Genomic DNA, 17,382 nt, shown 5'->3' on the forward strand with positions numbered 1-17,382 from the left:
CGGAGTCCACTGCTCCTTCGCAGGTGTGGAGTCGGGTTCGGACGGTGCTGACGGCCCAGGCCCGTCAGGCCGAACCGTAGGTGACCAGGTGCACCCCGGCGACGGGCCCCGGGGCGATGGAGGCCTGCAGACCCAGGTCGACCACGTCGACCAGGGCGCGCCGCGCCGCGTCGACGTTGTCGTAGAGCATCAGCAGCGTCGGGCCCGAGCCGGAGAGCAGCAGCCCGATCGGATCCATCGAGCGCAGGTCGGCCTCGACCTCGGCCAGGTCCGGCCGCAGGTCCCGCGCCGGCGCCCACAGGTCGTTGCCGAGCGCCGCTCCGAGCGCGGCGACGTCGCCCTCCTCGAGGGCGCCCAGCAGCGCCACGGGCACCTCCGGCTCGACCGAAGCGTCGGGCGCCACCACATCGAACCGCTCGTAGACCGAGGGCGTGGAGAGGCCGCGGTCGGAGTGGACGACCACCCACCAGCACTCGGTGCGGTCCTGGACCGGCTCGACGATCTCGCCGCGGCCGGTGCCGAGCGCCGTGCCGCCGACCAGCGCGAACGGTACGTCGCTACCCAGCTCGGCGGCGAGGGAGAGCAGGGCGTCGTCCGGGGTGCGCAGGTCCCAGAGGCGGTCCAGCGCCACCAGGGTGGCCGCCGCGTCGGCGGACCCGCCGGCCATGCCGCCGGCGACGGGGATCCCCTTGTCGATGCTGATCGCGGCGGCCAGGTCGAGCCCGTGGTGCTCGGCCAGGAGCCGCCCGGCGCGGATCGCGATGTTCTCCCCGTCCAGCGGCACGGCGTCGTCGGCGCGGACCAGCTCGACCGACCATCCCTCGGCCTCGGTGACGGTGACGTCGTCGTAGAGGCCGACGGCCTGGTAGACCGTGCTCAGCGGGTGGTAGCCGTCCTCGCGGGCGGCACCCACGCCGAGGTGCAGGTTGATCTTGGCGGGCGCCCGGACGGTGACCGAGGCCGAGGGAGGCAGCGCGGCGGCCGTCATCCCGCCTCACCCCCGGACGCCGACTGGTCCGCCCGCTGGGCCGCCACCGCCTCGGCGATCGCGACGAACTCCTCGATCCCCAGCGACTCGCCGCGCGCCAGGGGGTCGACGTCGGCGGTCCGGAGCGCGCCCTCGGCCGCCTCCGACGACCCGGCCAGGGTGCGCAACGCACCGCGCAGGGCCTTGCGTCGCTGCGCGAAGGCGGCGTCGATCACGGCGAAGACCTCCGGTCGGGTGACCGCGGTCGAGGGCGGCGGTCGGTGGGTCCACGCGACCAGCCCGGAGTCAACGTTGGGCGCGGGCCAGAAGACGTTGCGCCCGATCGCGCCGGCCCGCCGGACCTCGGCGAACCAGGCGGCCTTGGCCGACGGCACGCCGTACGTCTTGGAGCCGGGAGGAGCGGCGAGGCGGTCGGCGACCTCCGACTGCACCATCACCAGCCCGTGCCGCAGGTCCGGCAGCAGCGCCATCAGGTGCAGCAGCACCGGGACCGAGACGTTGTAGGGCAGGTTGGCGACCAGCGCGGTCGGCGAGGGCCCGGGCACCTCGGTGACCCGGAGCGCGTCCGCCTCGACCACCCGGAGCCGGTCGGCGGCCGCGGGCGCGAACCGCTCGATGGTGCCGGGCAGTGCCTGCGCGAGCACCGGGTCGACCTCGATCGCGGTGACGTCGGCGCCCGCCTCGAGCAGGGCGAGGGTGAGCGAGCCGAGACCGGGACCGACCTCGACCACCGCCTCACCGGGCCCGACCCCGGACTCGCGCACGATGCGCCGGACCGTGTTGGCGTCGATGACGAAGTTCTGGCCCCGCTGCTTGGTGGGCCGCACGTCGAGGGCGGCGGCGAGCTCGCGGACCTCCGCCGGACCGAGCAGCCGGAGACCCGCGGGCTGATCGATCGCGTCGGACATGACACCAGCGTAGGGGGAGCAGGCGAGCGGTGCAGGCCGAGGTGGATGACATGTCAACGCCGCGGCCGGCCGCCCCGTCCCCGTGGTGGGGTCGGGACGGCCGGCCGTCGGAGCTGTCGGGTCGTCGGCGATCAGGTCGGCAGGCCCAGGCTTGCCGCGCAGCCGGGCCAGGAGCCGTAGCCGCCGGTCGCCGCGCGCACTTTCTCCGCGATCGCGATCTGCTGCTCACGCGAGTTCTGGTGCGGGTAGCCGCTGCCGCCGTAGGACTGCCAGGTGCCCAGGTTGAACTGGAGGCCGCCGTAGTAGCCGTTGCCGGTGTTGATCGCCCAGTTGCCACCGGACTCGCACTGCGCGAGCTGGTCCCACACGGTGCTCCCGCCGGCGTAGTTCGCGGCGACGGTCTCCTCCTTGGTGCCGATCTCGACGATCCGGGCCACCGCCTCGGTGGTCACGTTGCTGGTGATCAGCTCGCGCCGGACGACCTCGCCGTTGCGGGTGACGACCCGGTACGTCGCGTCGCGCAGGCCCGAGCTGCCCTCACGGACGACCGTCTCGGTGCCCTCGGGCGAGGAGGAGTCCTCGCGCTCGATGGTGGCCACGTCGAAGGCCTCGTCGCTGACCTTCTTCTTGCTCACCTCGACGTCGGTGAAGACCAGGCGGTCGCCGTCGGCCAGGGTGGCCTTGGGCTCGAGGTTGATCGAGTCGTGCTTGTCGAGCTCGATCCCGAGCTGCTTCAGGGCGCCCTTGACGGTCAGCGCGGTGATGTCGCGGGTGACCGGCTTGTCCCCGGCCAGGACCAGCGTCAGCTTCTTCGGGGTGACCACGTCGATCGAGGCGCCGTCGCGGTCGATGTCCAGGTCGCGGCTGGTGGAGAGCCGCGAGTCGGTGTACTGCGGGCCGATCTGGGCCAGTGCGCCCTGGACGTCGGTCGCGGTGACCCAGTGGGTGCTGGTCTCGCCGTCGACGGTCAGCTCGACCGGCTTGGCGTAGAGGACGGAGACCTTGCTCCCGTCGGAGACGTCCTCGGAGAGGTCGGGCTGGACCACGTCACGGTCGCTGACGTCGATGCCCTCGGCATCCAGGACGTCGGCGACGCTGCCGCCCATCACGGAGACCTCGCGTTCCTCCCCGTCCACGGAGAGGGTGACGGTCGTCTTGAGCGACTGGTAGCCGAGCGTGGTGCCGGCGACCGCGAGGACCACCACGGCTGCCGTGGCGACCAGTGCGACCTTGCTGTGGACGGCCCGCCGCACCAGGGGTGCGAGCTTGCCGAAGGTGGAGCTGAGGGCGGCGCGTGCAGCAGGCACGATTCTCCGAACGTCGTTCTGCCCGGGCCTCGGGGCGGCCGGCCACCGCTGATCCCAACGAAACGCGGTGCGCCCCTGCAGTGGTGACGCACCGCGGTCCTGCGGTGTCCGGAGCGCTCACGATGACCCGCTCCGGCTGCCGACCGGATCGGTCCCGATCCCGGCCTTCCCGACCATGCGAACAAGTGCAAGCGCCGGAAATCAAACCCTCGAGTCCCCGCGCAGCGTGAAATGTGACTCGAATCACTCTCTTTCGGCGCAACCTGCCTCCGGGTAGGCACTCTCTGCTTGCTGTAGCAAGCAATGGCAAGCGCACGGATCCGCCGGAAATGATCCGCACGAGAGGCAACCGATGGGAACCTTCGCGCGTCGTTAGATCACCGGCACACAACCCTGCGCGCCGCCGCTCACCTCGGAGGAACCATGTCGACATCCCGCGCACCGCGCACCGCCTCACCACGCCGGGCCTTCCGCCTCACCGCCGCCGCGACCTGCGTCGGCCTCAGCACCAGCCTGGTCGCCGGGGTCGGCCTGGCCGGCCCCGCCCACGCCGCACCCGTCGAGGACTGTGCGGAGGCGTTCCCGGTCGCCGACCTGGTGGCCGGCGACGAGGTCGATGGCCTCACCGTCTCCAGCGCCACCACCCCCAGCCCTTCAGCGGCGAGGTGCTCGGCGTCCTCGCCAACGGCATCAGCCCCGGTCGGGACATGGTGATGATGGAGCTCGACTCGGACGCCATCACCAAGGCCGGAGGCATCTGGCAGGGGATGTCCGGCTCCCCGGTCTACGCCGAGGACGGGCGGCTGATCGGTGCGGTCGCCTACGGGCTCGCCTGGGGCAGCACGCCGATCGCCGGCATCACCCCGTTCGAGTACATGGACGACTACCTCGGGCCCGCCGCCGAGGCCGGACGCATCGAGGTCGGCCGCCGCGCCGCGGAGAAGATCGCCGCGACCGGCGAGGTCACCCGCAGCCAGGCCGCCCGTGGCTTCCGCCGGCTCCCGGTGCCGATGACCATGAGCGGCGTCGACGCCAACCGGGCCGACGGGGTCCGGGCGACCCGCTACCAGACCGACGCCGTGGCGAGCACCGGCGCGGCCGGCGCGGCCGGTGCTGCCGACGTGGCCGGCATCGACACCGTGGTCGCCGGCGGCAACCTCGCGGCCGTCCAGTCCGTCGGCGACATCAACTACGCCGGCATCGGCACCGCCACCTCGGTCTGCGACGGGCGGGTGGTCGGGTTCGGCCACCCGATGGACTTCGTCGGCGAGGTCAGCTATGGCCTCGGCGCCGCCGACGCGATCTACATCCAGGAGGACCCGCTCGGCGTGCCGTTCAAGGTCGCGAACCTCGGCGAGGTCGGCGGCACCATCACCGACGACCGGCTGACCGGCATCGCCGGCGACCTCGGCGAGCCACCCGCGTCCGCGACGGTCAGCTCCGACCTGACCTTCGAGGGCGCCTCCCGCGTGGGCAGCACCGAGGTGTACGAGCCGCTGGCCCTCGGCAGCGTCGCGTTCTACGAGCACTTCACCAACCACGACGCGGTGATGGACCAGATCAGCACCGGCAGCGAGCTGCAGACCTTCACCATCGAAGGGACCGACGCGAAGGGCGTGCCGTTCTCGGTCTCCCACACCGACCGGGTCCGGTCGTCGTGGGACATCGCCGAGGAGGCGTCGTACCCGCTGGCGGACACGCTGTCCGGCCTGAGCGGCGTCGAGGGAGTCACCATCGAGTCGGCCACGATCACCGGTGAGGTCACCGACGACGAGAGCGCCTACCGGGTGCGCAAGGTCGAGCAGCGGGTCGGTCGGAAGTGGGTCACCCTCGCCAAGAAGCCGGCGGCGGTCAAGGCCGGCTCCACCCTCACGCTGCGCGTCACCATCGCCTCCGCCGGCGACACCCGGTCGGTCGTGCTCAGCGAGAAGATCGGCAAGAAGCTCGCCGGCGCCAAGGGCACGCTCACCGTCGCCGGCGGCGACGGCTACCTGAACACCTGGCGCATCGACTCACTGGCCGACCTGAAGCAGGTTCTGGCCAAGGACCTGCGCAACGACTCGGTCGCCCTGCGCGGCACGGTCAAGGTGCGCAAGGGTCCGAAGCTGACGCTCTCCGACGTCAGCGGCCTCCAGGACAAGGTGGTCGTCGGTCGCAAGTCGGTGCGCGTGGTGGTGCGCTGAGCGCACCGGTCACCCGACCGGATGCATCAACCGCGTTCGGCGGCGTCCCTCACCAGGCGCCGCCGAACGCGGCGAACGTGTTCGCCTCGACCGCCGCGCACAGCTCGCCGAGATCGGCTCCGCGCTCGGCGGCCATCCGGCGCATCGTCAGCGGCACCAGGTAGGACCCGTTGGTCCGCCCCCGGTGCGGCGACGGCGTCAGGTACGGCGCATCCGTCTCCACCAGCAGGCGGTCCACCGGCGAGAGCCGCACCGCCTCCCGCTGCGGCTCCGCGTTCTTGAAGGTGATGGTGCCGGCGAAGGAGAGGTGCGCCCCACGATCCAGGCAGGCCCGGGCGAAGTCACCGTCGCCGGAGAAGCAGTGCATCACCCAGCGCTCCGGCGCCCCTTCGGCGTCGAGCACCTCGAGGATGTCCTCGTGGGTGTCGCGGTCGTGGATCACCAGGGTCTTGCCCAGCCGCTTGGCGAGGTCGATGTGCCGGACGAAGGACTCGATCTGGTGCGCCCGGCCCTCCGCACCGGTGCGGAACGCGTCCATCCCGGTCTCCCCGACCGCCCGGACCACCGGGTCGGCGGCGAGGCGCTCGATCTCCGCCCACGCGTCCTCGAACGCCCCCTCGGCGGCCAGGCGAGGCGCCTCGTTCGGGTGCAGCGCGACCCCGGCGACCAGCTCGGGGTGCTCACCGGCCGCCTCGACCGCCCAGCGCGCGCCGCGCAGGTCGCAGCCGATCTGCACGATCCGCGGTACGCCGACCGCGGCGGCGGCATCGATCGCCTCGCGGGTGTCGCGCGGTGCGCCGTCCCGCCCGATGTCGAGGTGGCAGTGGTTGTCCACCACCGGGTGCGGGAGCGGCTCGGGGACCGGCGGCAGCTCGTCGCGCTCAGCCACCGACACGCTCCAGCACGGCCTCCGCGCAGGCCTCGGCCGCCTGGGTGGGGATCCAGTGGCTGACCCCGGCCAGCTCGACGAAGTTGAAGTCGGCGTCGACCCAGCTGCCGCTGTGGGCCGCCCCCCAGCGTGCGATCGCGGTGTCGCCGTCGCTCCAGATCATCGTGGTGGGCACCTCGATCCTGCCGGCCCCGCCGCGCGGGTCGGACAGCGGCAGCGCCCGGTACCAGTTGAGGGCGGTCGGCAGCGCACCGTCGTCGACGATCTCGTCGCGGAAGCGGGCGACGTCCGCGGCGGTCATCCCGAAGGAGCGCAGCATCCGGTCCGAGCGGCTGCGGCCGATCACCAGCTCGGGGACCACCGGCAGCTGGAACATCAGCATGTACCAGGACCGCAGCAACTGCCCGGAGTGGCGTGCCGCCGCGATGAACGCACGAGGGTGCGGGACCGAGACCGCGGTCAGCGTGCGCACCCGGTCCGGGTGCAGCCCGGCCACCGTCCACGCCGCGGCGGCACCCCAGTCGTGACCGACGACGTGGGCCGAGCCGCCGGGCCCGGTGACCCGGTCGATCAGCGCGACCACGTCGCCGGCCAGCGCGGGCAGCAGGTAGTCCCGCCGCCGCGGCGGACGTGCGCCGGGGCTGTAGCCACGCTGGTCCAGCGCCAGCGTGCGGTAGCCCGCCGCGTGGAGCAGTGGCGCCACCAGGCGCCAGCAGGTGGCCCGTTCGGGGAACCCGTGCAGCAGCACGATCGGCTCCCCGTCGACCGGTCCCTGGTCGAGGACGTCGAAGGTGAGGCCGTCGTTGCCGAACGAGGTCACCCGGCGGCCCGGGTCGGTCTGCTCGGGGTCGGTCTGCTCGGGGTCGGTCTGCTCGGGGTCGGTCTGCTCGGGGTCGGTCTGCTCGGGGTCGGTCTGCTCGGGGTCGGTCTGCTCGGGGTCGGTCGGGGTCGGCTCAGCCAATGTGCACCACCTGGTAGACGTCACGTTTCGGGAGTCCGGCGCGGACGGCGACCTGGGCGATCGCCTCCTTACGGCGCATCCCGTCCTCCTCCAACGCTGCCACGGCGGCCCGCAGGCTGTCCGGGTCGGTGGCCAGAGCCGGGCGCGCCTCGGCACCGCCGACCACCAGCGTCACCTCGCCGCGTACGCCGTCCGCGGCCCAGGCGGCGAGGTCGGCCAGCCCGCCCCGGCGGACCTCCTCATGGGTCTTGGTGAGCTCCCGGCACACCGCCGCCGCCCGGTCGGCGCCGAAGGCCTCAGCCATCGCGGACAGGGCGGCCTCGGTGCGGTGCGGCGCCTCGAAGAAGACCACCGTCCGCTGCTCGTCCGCCAGGTCGGCCAGCCGGCGGGCGCGCTCCCCGGCCTTGCGCGGCAGGAAGCCCTCGAAGCAGAACCGGTCGACCGGCAGACCGGAGACGGCCAGGGCGGTGAGCACGGCGCTCGGGCCGGGCACCGCGGTGACCCGGACTCCGGCCTCGACCGCCGCCGCCACCAGCCGGTAGCCGGGGTCGGAGACGCTCGGCATCCCGGCGTCGGTCACCAGCACCACCCGCTGTCCCGCCTCCAGCGACTCGACCAGCATCGGGGTACGGGCCTGCTCGTTGCCCTCGAAGTAGGAGACCACCCGTCCCGTGATCTCGACGCCGAGCTCCGCGGTGAGCCGGCGCAGCCGCCGGGTGTCCTCCGCGGCCACCACGTCGGCCCCGGCGAGCTCCGCGGCCAGCCGGGTGGGGGCGTCCGGCACGTGCCCGATCGGCGTCCCCGCCAGCACCAGCACGCCGGTCGCCGTAGGGTCGCCGCCACCCGAGGAGGAACTCACGGGCCGATCATCGCATCCGCACACGTAGGGTTCCCGCTGTGACCGCCGTGGACGACCAGCAGCACGAGGCGGCCGGTGAGGCGGCCGGGCGCCGTGCCAGCCTCTCCCGCACCGCTGCCGGTCGCCCCGTCCCGCTGGCCAGGCTCCGGGCGCTCAACCCGCTGGACCGGCTGCCGCTGAGCGAGAAGGCGATCGGGTGGGTCGCGCCGATCGGCCTCACCCTGCTCGCCTTCGCCCTCCGCCTGGTCCACCTCGGCACCCCGAAGCGGTTCGCCTTCGACGAGACGTACTACGCCAAGGACGCCTGGTCGCTGCTGAACAACGGCTACATCCAGACCTACCTGACCGACGTCGACGGCAACCCGAAGACCGACATCAACGCCGACATCCTGGCCGGGCACACGCAGGGCGTGTGGACCGGCGAGCCGTCGCTCGCCGTCCACCCGGACGTCGGCAAGTGGTTGATCGCGCTGGGCGAGAAGGCGTTCGGGATGGACCCGTTCGGCTGGCGGATCGCCTCGGCGGTGGCCGGTGCCCTGATGGTGCTGGTGCTGTGCCGGCTGGTCCGGCGGATGACCGGCTCCACCCTGCTCGGCTGCGTCGCGGGCATCCTGCTGATGTTCGACGGCCTGCACTTCGTGCTCTCCCGACTGGCGCTCCTCGACATCTTCCTGGCGCTCTTCATCCTGTGCGGCGTCTCCTGCCTGGTCGCCGACCGCGACTGGCTGCGCGCCCGGCTGGCGCGCGGGATGGCGCCCGACCCGGGCGCCGGCGACGAGGCCGACCGGGCGTCGTACCCCTCCCGGCGTGCGTGGGGACCGCGGTTCCTGTTCCGCCCCTGGCTGCTGGCCGCCGGGGTGATGTTCGGGCTCGCGCTCGGCACGAAGTGGTCGGCCGCCTACCCGCTGGCGGCCTTCGGCCTGCTGTGCTGGTTGTGGAGCGCGGGGCCCGGCGCAGCCTGGGGATCCGGCGCCCGATCCTCAAGGCGGCGATCCTGGACGGGATCCCGGCCTTCGTGCACCTGGTGGTCGTGGCCGCACTCGTCTACATCGCCACCTGGGGCGGGTGGCTGGCGCACGCCGACGAGTACGAGGAGCACCTCTCCTCCACCCAGTACCGGCAGTTCACCGGCGAGGGCCACTGCGCCGAGGACGACGACTCGTTCGTGGCGACCGACCTGGACACGGACCGACGGTGGCCGACCGCCGAGGAGCCGGACGCCAGCGGGATCGGCGAGGCCTGGCAGTCGCTGCGCTCGCTCTGGTACTACCACCAGGACGCCTACACCTTCCACACGCACTTCCTGAACTGCTCCACGCACTTCTACGAGTCGAAGCCGTCCGGGTGGCTGCTGATCAACCGCCCGGTGGGGGTCGCGGTCACCAACGACATCCCCCCGACACCCCCGGTTGCGAGGCCGCCGCGGACAGCGACTGCATCCGCCAGGTGCTGCTGATCGGCACCCCGGTGCTGTGGTGGGGCGGCTGCATCGCCCTGCTCTTCGCGGCCGCGATGTGGATCGGCGCGCGGGACTGGCGCTACGGGGTCGCCGTGGTCGGGACGCTCTCCACCTGGCTGCCCTGGATGCAGTACGACGACCGGCCGATCTTCTTCTTCTACGCGATCGCGATCCTGCCGTTCCTGGTGATGGCGCTGACCCTGGCCATCGGCACCCTGATCGGCCCGTCCCGGCGACCGTCCAACCGGCGCACCGTCGGGGTGGTGGTCGGCGGTGCCTTCGTGGTGCTCGTGCTGGTGAACTTCGCCTGGTTCTGGCCGATCTTCACCAACGGCCTGATCACCCACCAGGAGTGGCTGGACCGGATCTGGTTCTCCCGCTGGATCTGAGCGCACCACGGCGTCCCGCATTTTCGGGACCTTCCTCCCAGTAACCCGCGGCCGCGTCCCGGCGTTGGGTCTGCTGAGCGGGCGCACCGGGCCCGGTCGAGGGAGGACACCATGGACGAGCAGCTGGAGCACCGCACGGCATCCGCGACGACGGACCCGCACGGCACTGCTGCTGCGCGCCCGGTGGTGCGGATCGAGCTGGCGTTGACCGCGTTCACCCGGCGCAGCCGGTCGATCAGCATCAGCCACCTCGAGCACGACCTCCCCCGCGGACTCGACCGGGGCGAGCACGTCCTCCTGGAGGACCCGACGACGCGGACCCACTGGACCGGCATCGTCGCCGACGTCGACTTCTCCGCCGACGACACCCACTACCGGTTGGAGCTGGGCACCCGGATCACCAGCGCGGAGACCGCGCAGTGGCTCGACCCCGGCCGCTCGCGCCCCGCCGGCGGCCTGAGCACCGGCGACGTGGCGGAGCTGTTGATCGCGTTGCGGCGCAGCCAGCAGGGTCTGCGCGACACCTACCGGGGGATCGTCGCGGAGTCGGCGGCGGCCTGCGCGGCCACGGGACCGGCGACCTGAGCGAAACCGGTGAGTAAGGGCCGGACGGAGGTGCGCACTAGTCCGTTCGGGTGATGTGCGGCGTGCCGACCGCCCAGAATCCCGCTCAACGGTGGGACGGAGCGCGTCGACGCCCCGACAATGACGGTCATGCCAGATCAGCGTGCCATCCGGGTGTACCTCGTCGACGACCATGAGATCGTCCGTCGGGGGATCCGTGCTGTGCTCGCCGAGGACCCCGCCATCGAGGTGGTCGGGGAGACCGGCAGCGCCGAGGTCGCGCTCCGCGAGATCCTCGACCTGCGCCCCGACGTGGTGGTGCTCGACGCCGTCCTCGCCGACGGCAACGGCATCGAGGTCTGTCGCGAGATGCGGGCCGTCGACCCGGACATCCGCGGACTCGTGCTGACCGACGACGACGACGCCGACGCGATCTCCCGCGCGATCCTGGCCGGCGCCTCCGGCTACGTGCTGAAGAAGATCGAGCCCACCTCGCTGGTCGGCGGGGTGCGTCTCGTCGCCGGTGGCCACTCGCTGATCGATCCCACCGTCGCAGCCCGCGTGGTGGAGCAGATGGAGACCCAGCGCCGGTCGCTGGACATCATCTGCGACCTCACGCCGCAGCAGCGCCGGATCTTCTTCCTGATCGCCGAGGGCCTGACCAACCGGCAGATCGCCGGCAAGCTGTTCCTGGCCGAGAAGACCGTCAAGAACCACGTGACCGGCCTGCTGGCCCGCCTCGGGCTCGAGCACCGCACCCAGGCCGCACTGCTGGCCGTCAAGCTGCAGGACACCGGCCCGGTCCCCGGGCTCGACCGAGCAGCGGACGCCCCCGCCCGACGCGGTGTCGACCGGCAGCCCGTCCGCCGGCCCGGCGACCTCCCGCTCGGCGCGACGGTCTCCCAGCCCGCCGTCTGAGCGCGCCGTCGGAGGCCGGCGCCGCAGCTGCGCCGTACCGGGTCACCGGGTCCGACCGGGTCCGACCGCGCCCGGCGGGACGTCCCGGCGCGCCCGGCGGAGGTCCGCCTGCCCGTCGGGGCGGACTCCGACCGAGCCCGGGTGCGCCCGTCGCAGCGGTCGAAAGGTCAACCGCACCGGGACCAAACGCCCAGCCGGATCACCCCGGACCCGGGACACGCCGGGACCCAGGTCCCGATTCCTCCCCGAACGAGGCCCGAACGTGCCGAAGTCCCGGCGACACGCCGAGGGAAATCAGCAGTCTGAGCGCATGACCGACCTTATGGGCACCTCCTCGCCCACCGCCGAGGAGCTGATCACCAGCCACATGCCGCTGGTGGGCCACATCGTCCGCGAGACGATGGGCCGGGTGCCGTCCCACGTCAACCGCGACGACCTGACCTCCGCCGGGCTGACCGCCCTGGTGATGGCCGGCAAGGCCTACGACGCCGAGCGCGGCGTCCCGTTCGACCGCTACGCCGCCACCCGCGTGCGCGGCGCCATCCTCGACGAGCTCCGCTCCATCGACTGGGCCTCCCGCTCGGTACGACGCCGGGCGCGCGACCTGGCCGAGACCCGGTCCACCCTGGCCGGTGCGCTCGGTCGCCCGCCGACCGTCGCCGAGGTCGCCGGCTCCACCGGTCTCTCCATCGACGAGGTGGCCGCCAACGACCACGACGTGGCCCGCGCGCAGGTGCTCTCGCTGCAGGGCGCGACCACAGCCACCGTGGAGGAGATGGTGACGCAGCGTGAGCCGTCCCCGGAGGAGCTGGTGGAGCACGCCGAGCGGCTGACCTACCTGCGCGCCGCGATCGCCGCGCTCCCCGAGCGGCTCCGCGTCGTGGTCGAGGAGTACTTCTTCGCCGAGCGCCCGATGGCCGAGATCGCCGACGAGCTCGGGGTGACCCACTCCCGGATCTCGCAGATGCGGGCGGAGGCGATGACCCTGCTGCGCGACGGGATGAACCACGCCCTCGACCCGTCGCTGGTGCGCCCGGCCGGCCGCGCCGGCGGCGTCGCCCAACGGCGCCGCCAGGCCTACTTCGCCGCTGTCGCCGCGCGGCACGCGGACGGCGGACGCACCCGTGGGGTGCTGGAGGCGGTCAGCTGAGGACGGCCGCGGCCAGGGAGGTGAAGAAGCCCAGCCCGTCGGTCCCGGAGCCGGTGAGCGTCTCCACCGAGTGCTCGGGGTGCGGCATCAGGCCGACCACGTTGCCGCGCTCGTTGGTGATGCCGGCGATGTCGTTCATCGAGCCGTTGGGGTTGACCTCGAGGTAGCGAGCCAGCACCTGGCCCTCACCCTCGATCCGCGCCAGCGTCTCGGCGTCGGCGACGAAGCCGCCCTCGCCGTTCTTCAGCACGATCCGGATCTCCTGGCCCGGCTCGTAGGCCGAGGTCCATGGCGTCCGGTTGTTCTCGATCCGCAGCAGCTGGTCGCGGCAGACGAACCGGCGGTGGTCGTTGCGGATCAGCGCGCCGGGCAGCAGGTGCGACTCGCAGAGGATCTGGAAGCCGTTGCAGATCCCCAGCACGGGCATCCCGCGACGAGCGGCCTCGACCACCTCGCCCATCACCGGGGCGAAGCGGGAGATCGCGCCGCAGCGCAGGTAGTCGCCGTAGGAGAAGCCGCCGGGCAGCACCACGGCGTCCACGCCGTGCAGGTCCGCGTCCCCGTGCCAGAGCGCGACCGCCTCGTTGCCGCCGATCCGGACCGCGCGCTGGGCGTCGGTGTCGTCCAGCGAGCCCGGGAAGGTGACGACGCCGACCTTCACCGGCCGCTCTCCCCGGCCGTCTCGGAGGCCTCGACGGTGACCGTGTAGTTCTCGATCACCGGGTTAGAGAGCAGCGTCTCGGCCATCTCGTCGACCTCGGCGAGCACCGCGTCGGTGATCTCCCCGTCGAACTCGATCTCGAACCGCTTGCCCTGACGGACATCGGTCACCCCGCTGAAGCCCAGACGCGGGAGCGCGCCCTGGACGGCCTTCCCCTGGGGGTCGAGGATCTCGGGCTTGGGCATGACGGCTACGACGACTCGGGCCACGCCGCAGAGTCTAGTGGCCCCGGCGGCGCACCGCTCAGCCGGGACACGTCGCCGACGCGACGGGCGCGGCGTCGTACGGCAGACTGGCGGTGTGAGCACTCCGTCCCGCGCCGCCATGTCGACCAACCCGCTGCGGCTGCAGTTCCCCCAGTCCCTGGCCGTGTACGACGACTACGCCGACGCCCAGCGCACCGTGGACCACCTCTCCGACCAGAAGTTCCCGGTGGAGCAGTGCCTGATCGTGGGCACCGACCTGAAGCGGATCGAGCGGATCACCGGCCGCCTGACCACCGGTCGGGTCGCCCTCGGCGGCATCCTCTCGGGCCTGTGGCTCGGCCTCTTCGTGGGCCTGATCTTCAGCCTCTTCACCGAGGAGAGCGTGTTCGGCGTGCTCGCCTCGACGATGGTGATCGGCGCCGGCTTCGGCGTGATCATGGCGCTGGTCGGCTACGCGATGACCCGGGGCCGACGGGACTTCTCCTCGATCACCCAGGTGGTCGCCACCCGCTACGAGGTGCTGGTCGAGCACAAGTCCGCCGAGCAGGCCCGCCAGCTCCTCGCGGACCTGCCCGGCGCGCTGCCGAACGCCTTCGAGTAGGACGGCGGGGCCCGCCCGGCCGGGCCCCTCGGGTCAGCTCAGCTCGCGCTTGAGGATCTTCCCGGTGGCGGTCATCGGGAGCGCCTCGACGATCTCGACCATGCGCGGGTACTTGTAGGCGGCGAACTGCTCCTTGCCCCAGGCCACGATCTCCTCCGAGGTCGCCTCGGCGCCCTGCTCGAGGATCACCACGGCCTTGATCTCCTCCCCGTGGGAGTCGTGCGGCACGCCGATCACGGCGGCCAGCGAGATCGCCGGGTGGGTGAGCAGCACCTCCTCGATCTCGCGCGGGTACACGTTGAAGCCGCCGCGGATGATCATGTCCTTGGACCGGTCGACGATGTAGTACCAGCCGTCGGCGTCCTTGCGGCCCAGGTCGCCGGTGCGGAACCAGCCGTCCGGGCTGATCGCCTCGTCGGTGGCCTCGGGACGCTTGTAGTAGCCCTTCATGATGTTGTGGCCCTTGATCGCGATCTCGCCGACGGCGTTCTCGTCACCGGCGTCGTCGATCTCGTCCCACGAGTCGGCCTTGATCAGCTTCATCTCCACCCCGGGGATCGGCACGCCGATGGAGCCGACGCGCGGCTCCTCGCCGTACTTGGAGAAGGAGGCGACCGGGGAGGTCTCGGAGAGGCCGTAGCCCTCGAGGATGGTGACCCCGAAGCGCTCGGCGAACTGGCGGTGCACCTCGGTCGGCAGCGCCGCGCCGCCGGAGACCGCGACCCGCAGGTTGGCCGCCAGCGCCTTCACGTCGACGGTGTCGTCGAGGGCGGCGAGCAGGCCCCAGTACATCGTGGGGACGCCGCCGAAGAAGGTCACCTTCTCCTTGAGCATCGTCGCGATCGCCGGACCGGCCTCGAAGCGCGGCAGCATCACCACGGTGCCGCCGTAGGCGAACGCCCCGTTCTGGATCACCGTCTGGCCGAAGGAGTGGAACAGTGGCAGCACGCAGAGGTAGGTGTCCGGCGTGCTCGGATCGGCGCCGAAGAGGGCCTCGCCGGTGAGCGCGTTGTCGCGCATGTTGCGGTGCCGCAGCTCGGCGCCCTTGGGCTGGCCGGTGGTGCCGGAGGTGTAGAGGATGACGGCGGTGTCGTCGTCGTCGACGTCGACGGTCCGGAACGTCGTGGGCTGGTCGGCGATCGCCTGGCCGAGGGTCTCGGTGCCCTCGATCGGCGAGGCGGCCGCGGGGTCGACGGTGATCACGAAGAAGTCGGTGCAGGCGTCGGTCTGGCGGAAGCCCTCGTAGGCCTCGGCACCGATCGGCAGCTCCGGCGTGCCCTGGAACGCGAAGTAGGCCTTCGCATCGGAGTCGGCGAGGTGGTAGGCCACCTCGCGGCCCTTGAGCAGGATGTTGAGCGGCACCACGGTCGCGCCGGCCTTGAGGATGCCGAAGTAGACGATCGTGAAGTGGGGCAGGTTCGCGCAGCTGAGGGCGACCTTGTCACCGGGCTCGATGCCGCGCGCGACCAGCAGGTTCGCCACCTGGTTGGCCATCGCGTCGACCTGGGGATAGCTCAGCCGCACATCCCCGAGCACGATCGCGGTGCGATCCGGGTACGCGGCGGCGCTGTCGTCGAGGAAGCTGGCGAGGTTCGTCATGACCACAACCTAGTCCGCACGCCCGGCGCGGGCACCGGTCCCCTGCACAGAACTCGGGGCGCTGCCTGTGCCCACGTCCATCGACCCCGTACGCCGGGCCGGCCGTCCGCCCCGGCAGGCGGGTCCGGAGCGGTCCCGGGCTGCTGCGTCAGAACCGCTCGCCGGTGAGCCGCTCGTAGGCCTCGAGGTAACGGTTGCGGGTGTGCTCGACGACCGCCTCCGGCAGTGCCGGCGGCACCTCGCCGGACGCCTTGTCCCAGCCACTCTCGTCCGAGAGCGCCCAGTTGCGGACGATCTGCTTGTCGTAGGAGGGCTGGGTGCGGCCGGGGCGCCACTCGTCGGCCGGCCAGTAGCGGGAGGAGTCGGGGGTGAGCACCTCGTCGGCCAGCACCAGGGCCGGGTCGACGGCGCCCTCCGCGCGGGTCACCGAGCCGAACTCCAGCTTGGTGTCGGCCAGGATGATCCCGCGCTCCCGGGCCAGCCCCTCGGCCCGGTCGTAGACGGCGAGGGTCAGCTCGCGCAGCGCCGTCGCGGTCTCCACCCCGACCGTGCCGGCGACGGCGTCGAAAGAGACGTTCTCGTCGTGGTCACCGAGCTCGGCCTTGGTGGCCGGCGTGAAGATCGGGGCCGGCAGCCGGCTGCCGTCCTCGAGCCCGGCGGGCAGGTCGATCCCACACACCTGCCCGGTGGCCCGGTAGTCGTTGAGGCCCGACCCGGTCAGGTAGCCGCGGGCGACGCACTCGACCGGGTACATCTGGAGGTTCTCGCAGACCACCGCGCGGCCGCGGACCGCCTCGGGGATCGCGGCCGGGTCGGCACTCACCACGTGGTTGGGCACCAGGTCGGCCAGCTGGTCGAACCACCACAGCGACATCCGGGTGAGGATCTCGCCCTTGTCCGGGATGGTCGTGCCCAGCACGAAGTCGAAGATCGAGAGGCGGTCGCTGGCGACCATCAGCAGCTTGCCGACGTGCTCGCCCTCGGTGATCTCGTAGAGGTCGCGCACCTTGCCCGAGTGCAGGTGCCGGGTGCCGGGGAGGGCGGGAGCGGGCGGGATGTTCGCGAGCGTCACGGCGACCAGCCTAGAGGCGCGCGTGGCGGGCGCCGTCCGGTGGCCGAACCGACCCGAATTCCAGGGTGCTGCAACGCGCGCCGACGGGCAGTGGCACTCTGTTGTCATGCCGGAGACTGCAGAAGCAGAAGAGGTCTGGGCCCGGATCGTCGGCGCCAAGCGCCAGGCCGTCCAGGGCGAGTGCCCGGAGTGCGCGGGGCTCACCCCCGAGCGGGTCGTCTGGGAGGACGAGTTCTGGATCCTCTCCTACACCGACGGCCCCGAGGAGATGGCGGCGTCGCTGCTGCTGCAGACCCGGGAGCACACCAGGGTGGGCCAGCTCGACGACGACCTCGCCTCGCAGTTCGGCCGGATCTCCAACCGGCTGGTGCGGATCATCGAGAACCTCCCGGAGTCGGCCCACGTCGACGTGAGCCGGTACGGCGCGCACCGCGGCCACTTCCACGTGTGGTTCTTCGCGCCGTTCATGGAGGGCACCTTCTCCCCGGTCAACCTGCACACGGTCGCCACCAAGCTGGCGAACTGGGGCGGCGAGATCCGGATCTGACGGACCCGTTCCGCCGCGCTCCGGCGGACCACGGAGTGGTTCGGGCGCCGGCCGGGATCGG

Annotated in this window: 19 protein-coding genes; 9 read left to right on the forward strand and 10 right to left on the reverse strand. The window is 72.3% G+C overall.

The genetic code is table 11. From position 1 onward, the window contains the following. Positions 1 to 64: 64 nt before the first annotated feature. From FIV43_RS13180 to FIV43_RS23185, 3 genes are all read right to left on the reverse strand, one after another. A complete protein-coding gene (locus FIV43_RS13180) occupies positions 65 to 988 on the reverse strand; it encodes a 4-(cytidine 5'-diphospho)-2-C-methyl-D-erythritol kinase (protein ID WP_141014510.1) in 924 nt (307 codons plus the stop codon). Then, entirely contained in the window at positions 985 to 1,896 is a 912-nt protein-coding gene (rsmA, locus tag FIV43_RS13185; RefSeq protein WP_141014511.1) for a 16S rRNA (adenine(1518)-N(6)/adenine(1519)-N(6))-dimethyltransferase RsmA, read from the reverse strand. The genes FIV43_RS13180 and rsmA overlap by 4 nt, the downstream gene beginning before the upstream one ends. A gap of 131 nt (positions 1,897 to 2,027) precedes the next feature. Beyond that, complete coding sequence (locus FIV43_RS23185; RefSeq protein ID WP_141014512.1) at positions 2,028 to 3,203, reverse strand: resuscitation-promoting factor; 1,176 nt, start codon at positions 3,201 to 3,203, stop codon at positions 2,028 to 2,030. 423 nt (positions 3,204 to 3,626) lie between these two features. Between FIV43_RS23185 and FIV43_RS21045 the strand changes: the two genes are divergently transcribed. Both FIV43_RS21045 and FIV43_RS13195 read left to right on the forward strand, forming a co-directional pair. Continuing rightward, positions 3,627 to 3,917 (forward strand): hypothetical protein, encoded by a 291-nt coding sequence (locus FIV43_RS21045; RefSeq protein WP_181407478.1) that lies wholly within the window; start codon positions 3,627 to 3,629, stop codon positions 3,915 to 3,917. After that, positions 3,869 to 5,386 carry a SpoIVB peptidase S55 domain-containing protein gene (locus FIV43_RS13195; RefSeq protein ID WP_181407479.1) on the forward strand — a complete coding sequence of 506 codons (1,518 nt, stop codon included), beginning with the start codon at positions 3,869 to 3,871 and terminating at the stop codon, positions 5,384 to 5,386. The genes FIV43_RS21045 and FIV43_RS13195 overlap by 49 nt, the downstream gene beginning before the upstream one ends. A gap of 49 nt (positions 5,387 to 5,435) precedes the next feature. Here the strand turns inward: FIV43_RS13195 and FIV43_RS13200 are convergent, their stop codons facing one another. The 3 genes from FIV43_RS13200 to rsmI are packed head-to-tail and all read right to left on the reverse strand — an operon-like array spanning position 5,436 to position 8,095. Continuing rightward, the gene (locus FIV43_RS13200; protein WP_141014514.1) at positions 5,436 to 6,281 is read right to left on the reverse strand and encodes a TatD family hydrolase; all 846 of its coding nucleotides are present in this window, start codon (positions 6,279 to 6,281) and stop codon (positions 5,436 to 5,438) included. Next, the gene (locus tag FIV43_RS13205; RefSeq protein ID WP_231123260.1) at positions 6,268 to 7,236 is read right to left on the reverse strand and encodes an alpha/beta fold hydrolase; all 969 of its coding nucleotides are present in this window, start codon (positions 7,234 to 7,236) and stop codon (positions 6,268 to 6,270) included. Before FIV43_RS13205 ends, FIV43_RS13200 begins: the two co-directional genes overlap by 14 nt. Beyond that, a complete protein-coding gene (gene rsmI, locus FIV43_RS13215) occupies positions 7,229 to 8,095 on the reverse strand; it encodes a 16S rRNA (cytidine(1402)-2'-O)-methyltransferase (RefSeq protein ID WP_231123274.1) in 867 nt (288 codons plus the stop codon). The genes FIV43_RS13205 and rsmI overlap by 8 nt, the downstream gene beginning before the upstream one ends. Before the next feature lie 38 nt (positions 8,096 to 8,133). Between rsmI and FIV43_RS13220 the strand changes: the two genes are divergently transcribed. The 5 genes from FIV43_RS13220 (at position 8,134) to FIV43_RS13235 (ending at position 12,575) form a co-directional block, all read left to right on the forward strand. Further along, positions 8,134 to 9,402 carry a phospholipid carrier-dependent glycosyltransferase gene (locus FIV43_RS13220; protein ID WP_231123281.1) on the forward strand — a complete coding sequence of 423 codons (1,269 nt, stop codon included), beginning with the start codon at positions 8,134 to 8,136 and terminating at the stop codon, positions 9,400 to 9,402. 139 nt (positions 9,403 to 9,541) lie between these two features. Beyond that, on the forward strand, positions 9,542 to 9,943 hold the full coding sequence (locus FIV43_RS22495; RefSeq protein ID WP_231123289.1) for a dolichyl-phosphate-mannose--protein mannosyltransferase: 402 nt from the start codon (positions 9,542 to 9,544) through the stop codon (positions 9,941 to 9,943). 111 nt (positions 9,944 to 10,054) lie between these two features. Further along, entirely contained in the window at positions 10,055 to 10,528 is a 474-nt protein-coding gene (locus FIV43_RS13225; RefSeq protein ID WP_141014515.1) for a hypothetical protein, read from the forward strand. 129 nt (positions 10,529 to 10,657) lie between these two features. After that, positions 10,658 to 11,425 (forward strand): response regulator, encoded by a 768-nt coding sequence (locus FIV43_RS13230; RefSeq protein ID WP_141014516.1) that lies wholly within the window; start codon positions 10,658 to 10,660, stop codon positions 11,423 to 11,425. Positions 11,426 to 11,735: 310 nt separating this feature from the next. Further along, positions 11,736 to 12,575, forward strand: coding sequence for a sigma-70 family RNA polymerase sigma factor (locus FIV43_RS13235; RefSeq protein ID WP_231123291.1), 840 nt, complete (start codon positions 11,736 to 11,738; stop codon positions 12,573 to 12,575). On the opposite strand, the gene purQ is transcribed toward FIV43_RS13235, so the two are convergent. Together purQ and purS are read right to left on the reverse strand one after the other, a co-directional pair. Next, positions 12,568 to 13,236 carry a phosphoribosylformylglycinamidine synthase subunit PurQ gene (gene purQ / locus FIV43_RS13240; protein ID WP_141014517.1) on the reverse strand — a complete coding sequence of 223 codons (669 nt, stop codon included), beginning with the start codon at positions 13,234 to 13,236 and terminating at the stop codon, positions 12,568 to 12,570. The genes FIV43_RS13235 and purQ overlap by 8 nt on opposite strands. Next, the gene (gene purS / locus FIV43_RS13245; protein WP_141014518.1) at positions 13,233 to 13,505 is read right to left on the reverse strand and encodes a phosphoribosylformylglycinamidine synthase subunit PurS; all 273 of its coding nucleotides are present in this window, start codon (positions 13,503 to 13,505) and stop codon (positions 13,233 to 13,235) included. The genes purQ and purS overlap by 4 nt, the downstream gene beginning before the upstream one ends. 115 nt (positions 13,506 to 13,620) lie before the next feature. Here purS and FIV43_RS13250 point away from each other — a divergent pair, with 115 nt between their 5' ends. Then, a complete protein-coding gene (locus FIV43_RS13250) occupies positions 13,621 to 14,103 on the forward strand; it encodes a general stress protein (protein WP_141015935.1) in 483 nt (160 codons plus the stop codon). Positions 14,104 to 14,136: 33 nt separating this feature from the next. Here the strand turns inward: FIV43_RS13250 and FIV43_RS13255 are convergent, their stop codons facing one another. Further along, positions 14,137 to 15,702, reverse strand: a complete 1,566-nt coding sequence (locus FIV43_RS13255) for a long-chain-fatty-acid--CoA ligase (protein WP_141014519.1) — start codon at positions 15,700 to 15,702, stop codon at positions 14,137 to 14,139. Between the two features lie 148 nt (positions 15,703 to 15,850). Then, positions 15,851 to 16,774, reverse strand: a complete 924-nt coding sequence (locus tag FIV43_RS13260; RefSeq protein WP_231123293.1) for a phosphoribosylaminoimidazolesuccinocarboxamide synthase — start codon at positions 16,772 to 16,774, stop codon at positions 15,851 to 15,853. 106 nt (positions 16,775 to 16,880) lie between these two features. Here FIV43_RS13260 and FIV43_RS13265 point away from each other — a divergent pair, with 106 nt between their 5' ends. After that, positions 16,881 to 17,321: a hypothetical protein gene (locus FIV43_RS13265; protein WP_141014521.1), complete on the forward strand. Its 441-nt coding sequence runs from the start codon at positions 16,881 to 16,883 to the stop codon at positions 17,319 to 17,321. The last annotated feature ends 61 nt before the right edge of the window (positions 17,322 to 17,382 follow it).

It is taken from the genome of Nocardioides sambongensis (assembly GCF_006494815.1).
GTDB lineage: Bacteria > Actinomycetota > Actinomycetes > Propionibacteriales > Nocardioidaceae > Nocardioides > Nocardioides sambongensis.

Bases quoted from the DNA above. Each gene is read 5' to 3' on its own strand.
- FIV43_RS13180 (WP_141014510.1), bottom strand. From the start codon at position 988: ATGACGGCCGCCGCGCTGCCTCCCTCGGCCTCGGTCACCGTCCGGGCG.
- rsmA (WP_141014511.1), bottom strand. From the start codon at position 1,896: ATGTCCGACGCGATCGATCAGCCCGCGGGTCTCCGGCTGCTCGGTCCG.
- FIV43_RS21045 (WP_181407478.1), top strand. From the start codon at position 3,627: ATGTCGACATCCCGCGCACCGCGCACCGCCTCACCACGCCGGGCCTTC.
- FIV43_RS13225 (WP_141014515.1), top strand. From the start codon at position 10,055: ATGGACGAGCAGCTGGAGCACCGCACGGCATCCGCGACGACGGACCCG.
- FIV43_RS13230 (WP_141014516.1), top strand. From the start codon at position 10,658: ATGCCAGATCAGCGTGCCATCCGGGTGTACCTCGTCGACGACCATGAG.
- FIV43_RS13235 (WP_231123291.1), top strand. From the start codon at position 11,736: ATGACCGACCTTATGGGCACCTCCTCGCCCACCGCCGAGGAGCTGATC.
- FIV43_RS13250 (WP_141015935.1), top strand. From the start codon at position 13,621: ATGTCGACCAACCCGCTGCGGCTGCAGTTCCCCCAGTCCCTGGCCGTG.
- FIV43_RS13255 (WP_141014519.1), bottom strand. From the start codon at position 15,702: ATGACGAACCTCGCCAGCTTCCTCGACGACAGCGCCGCCGCGTACCCG.
- FIV43_RS13265 (WP_141014521.1), top strand. From the start codon at position 16,881: ATGCCGGAGACTGCAGAAGCAGAAGAGGTCTGGGCCCGGATCGTCGGC.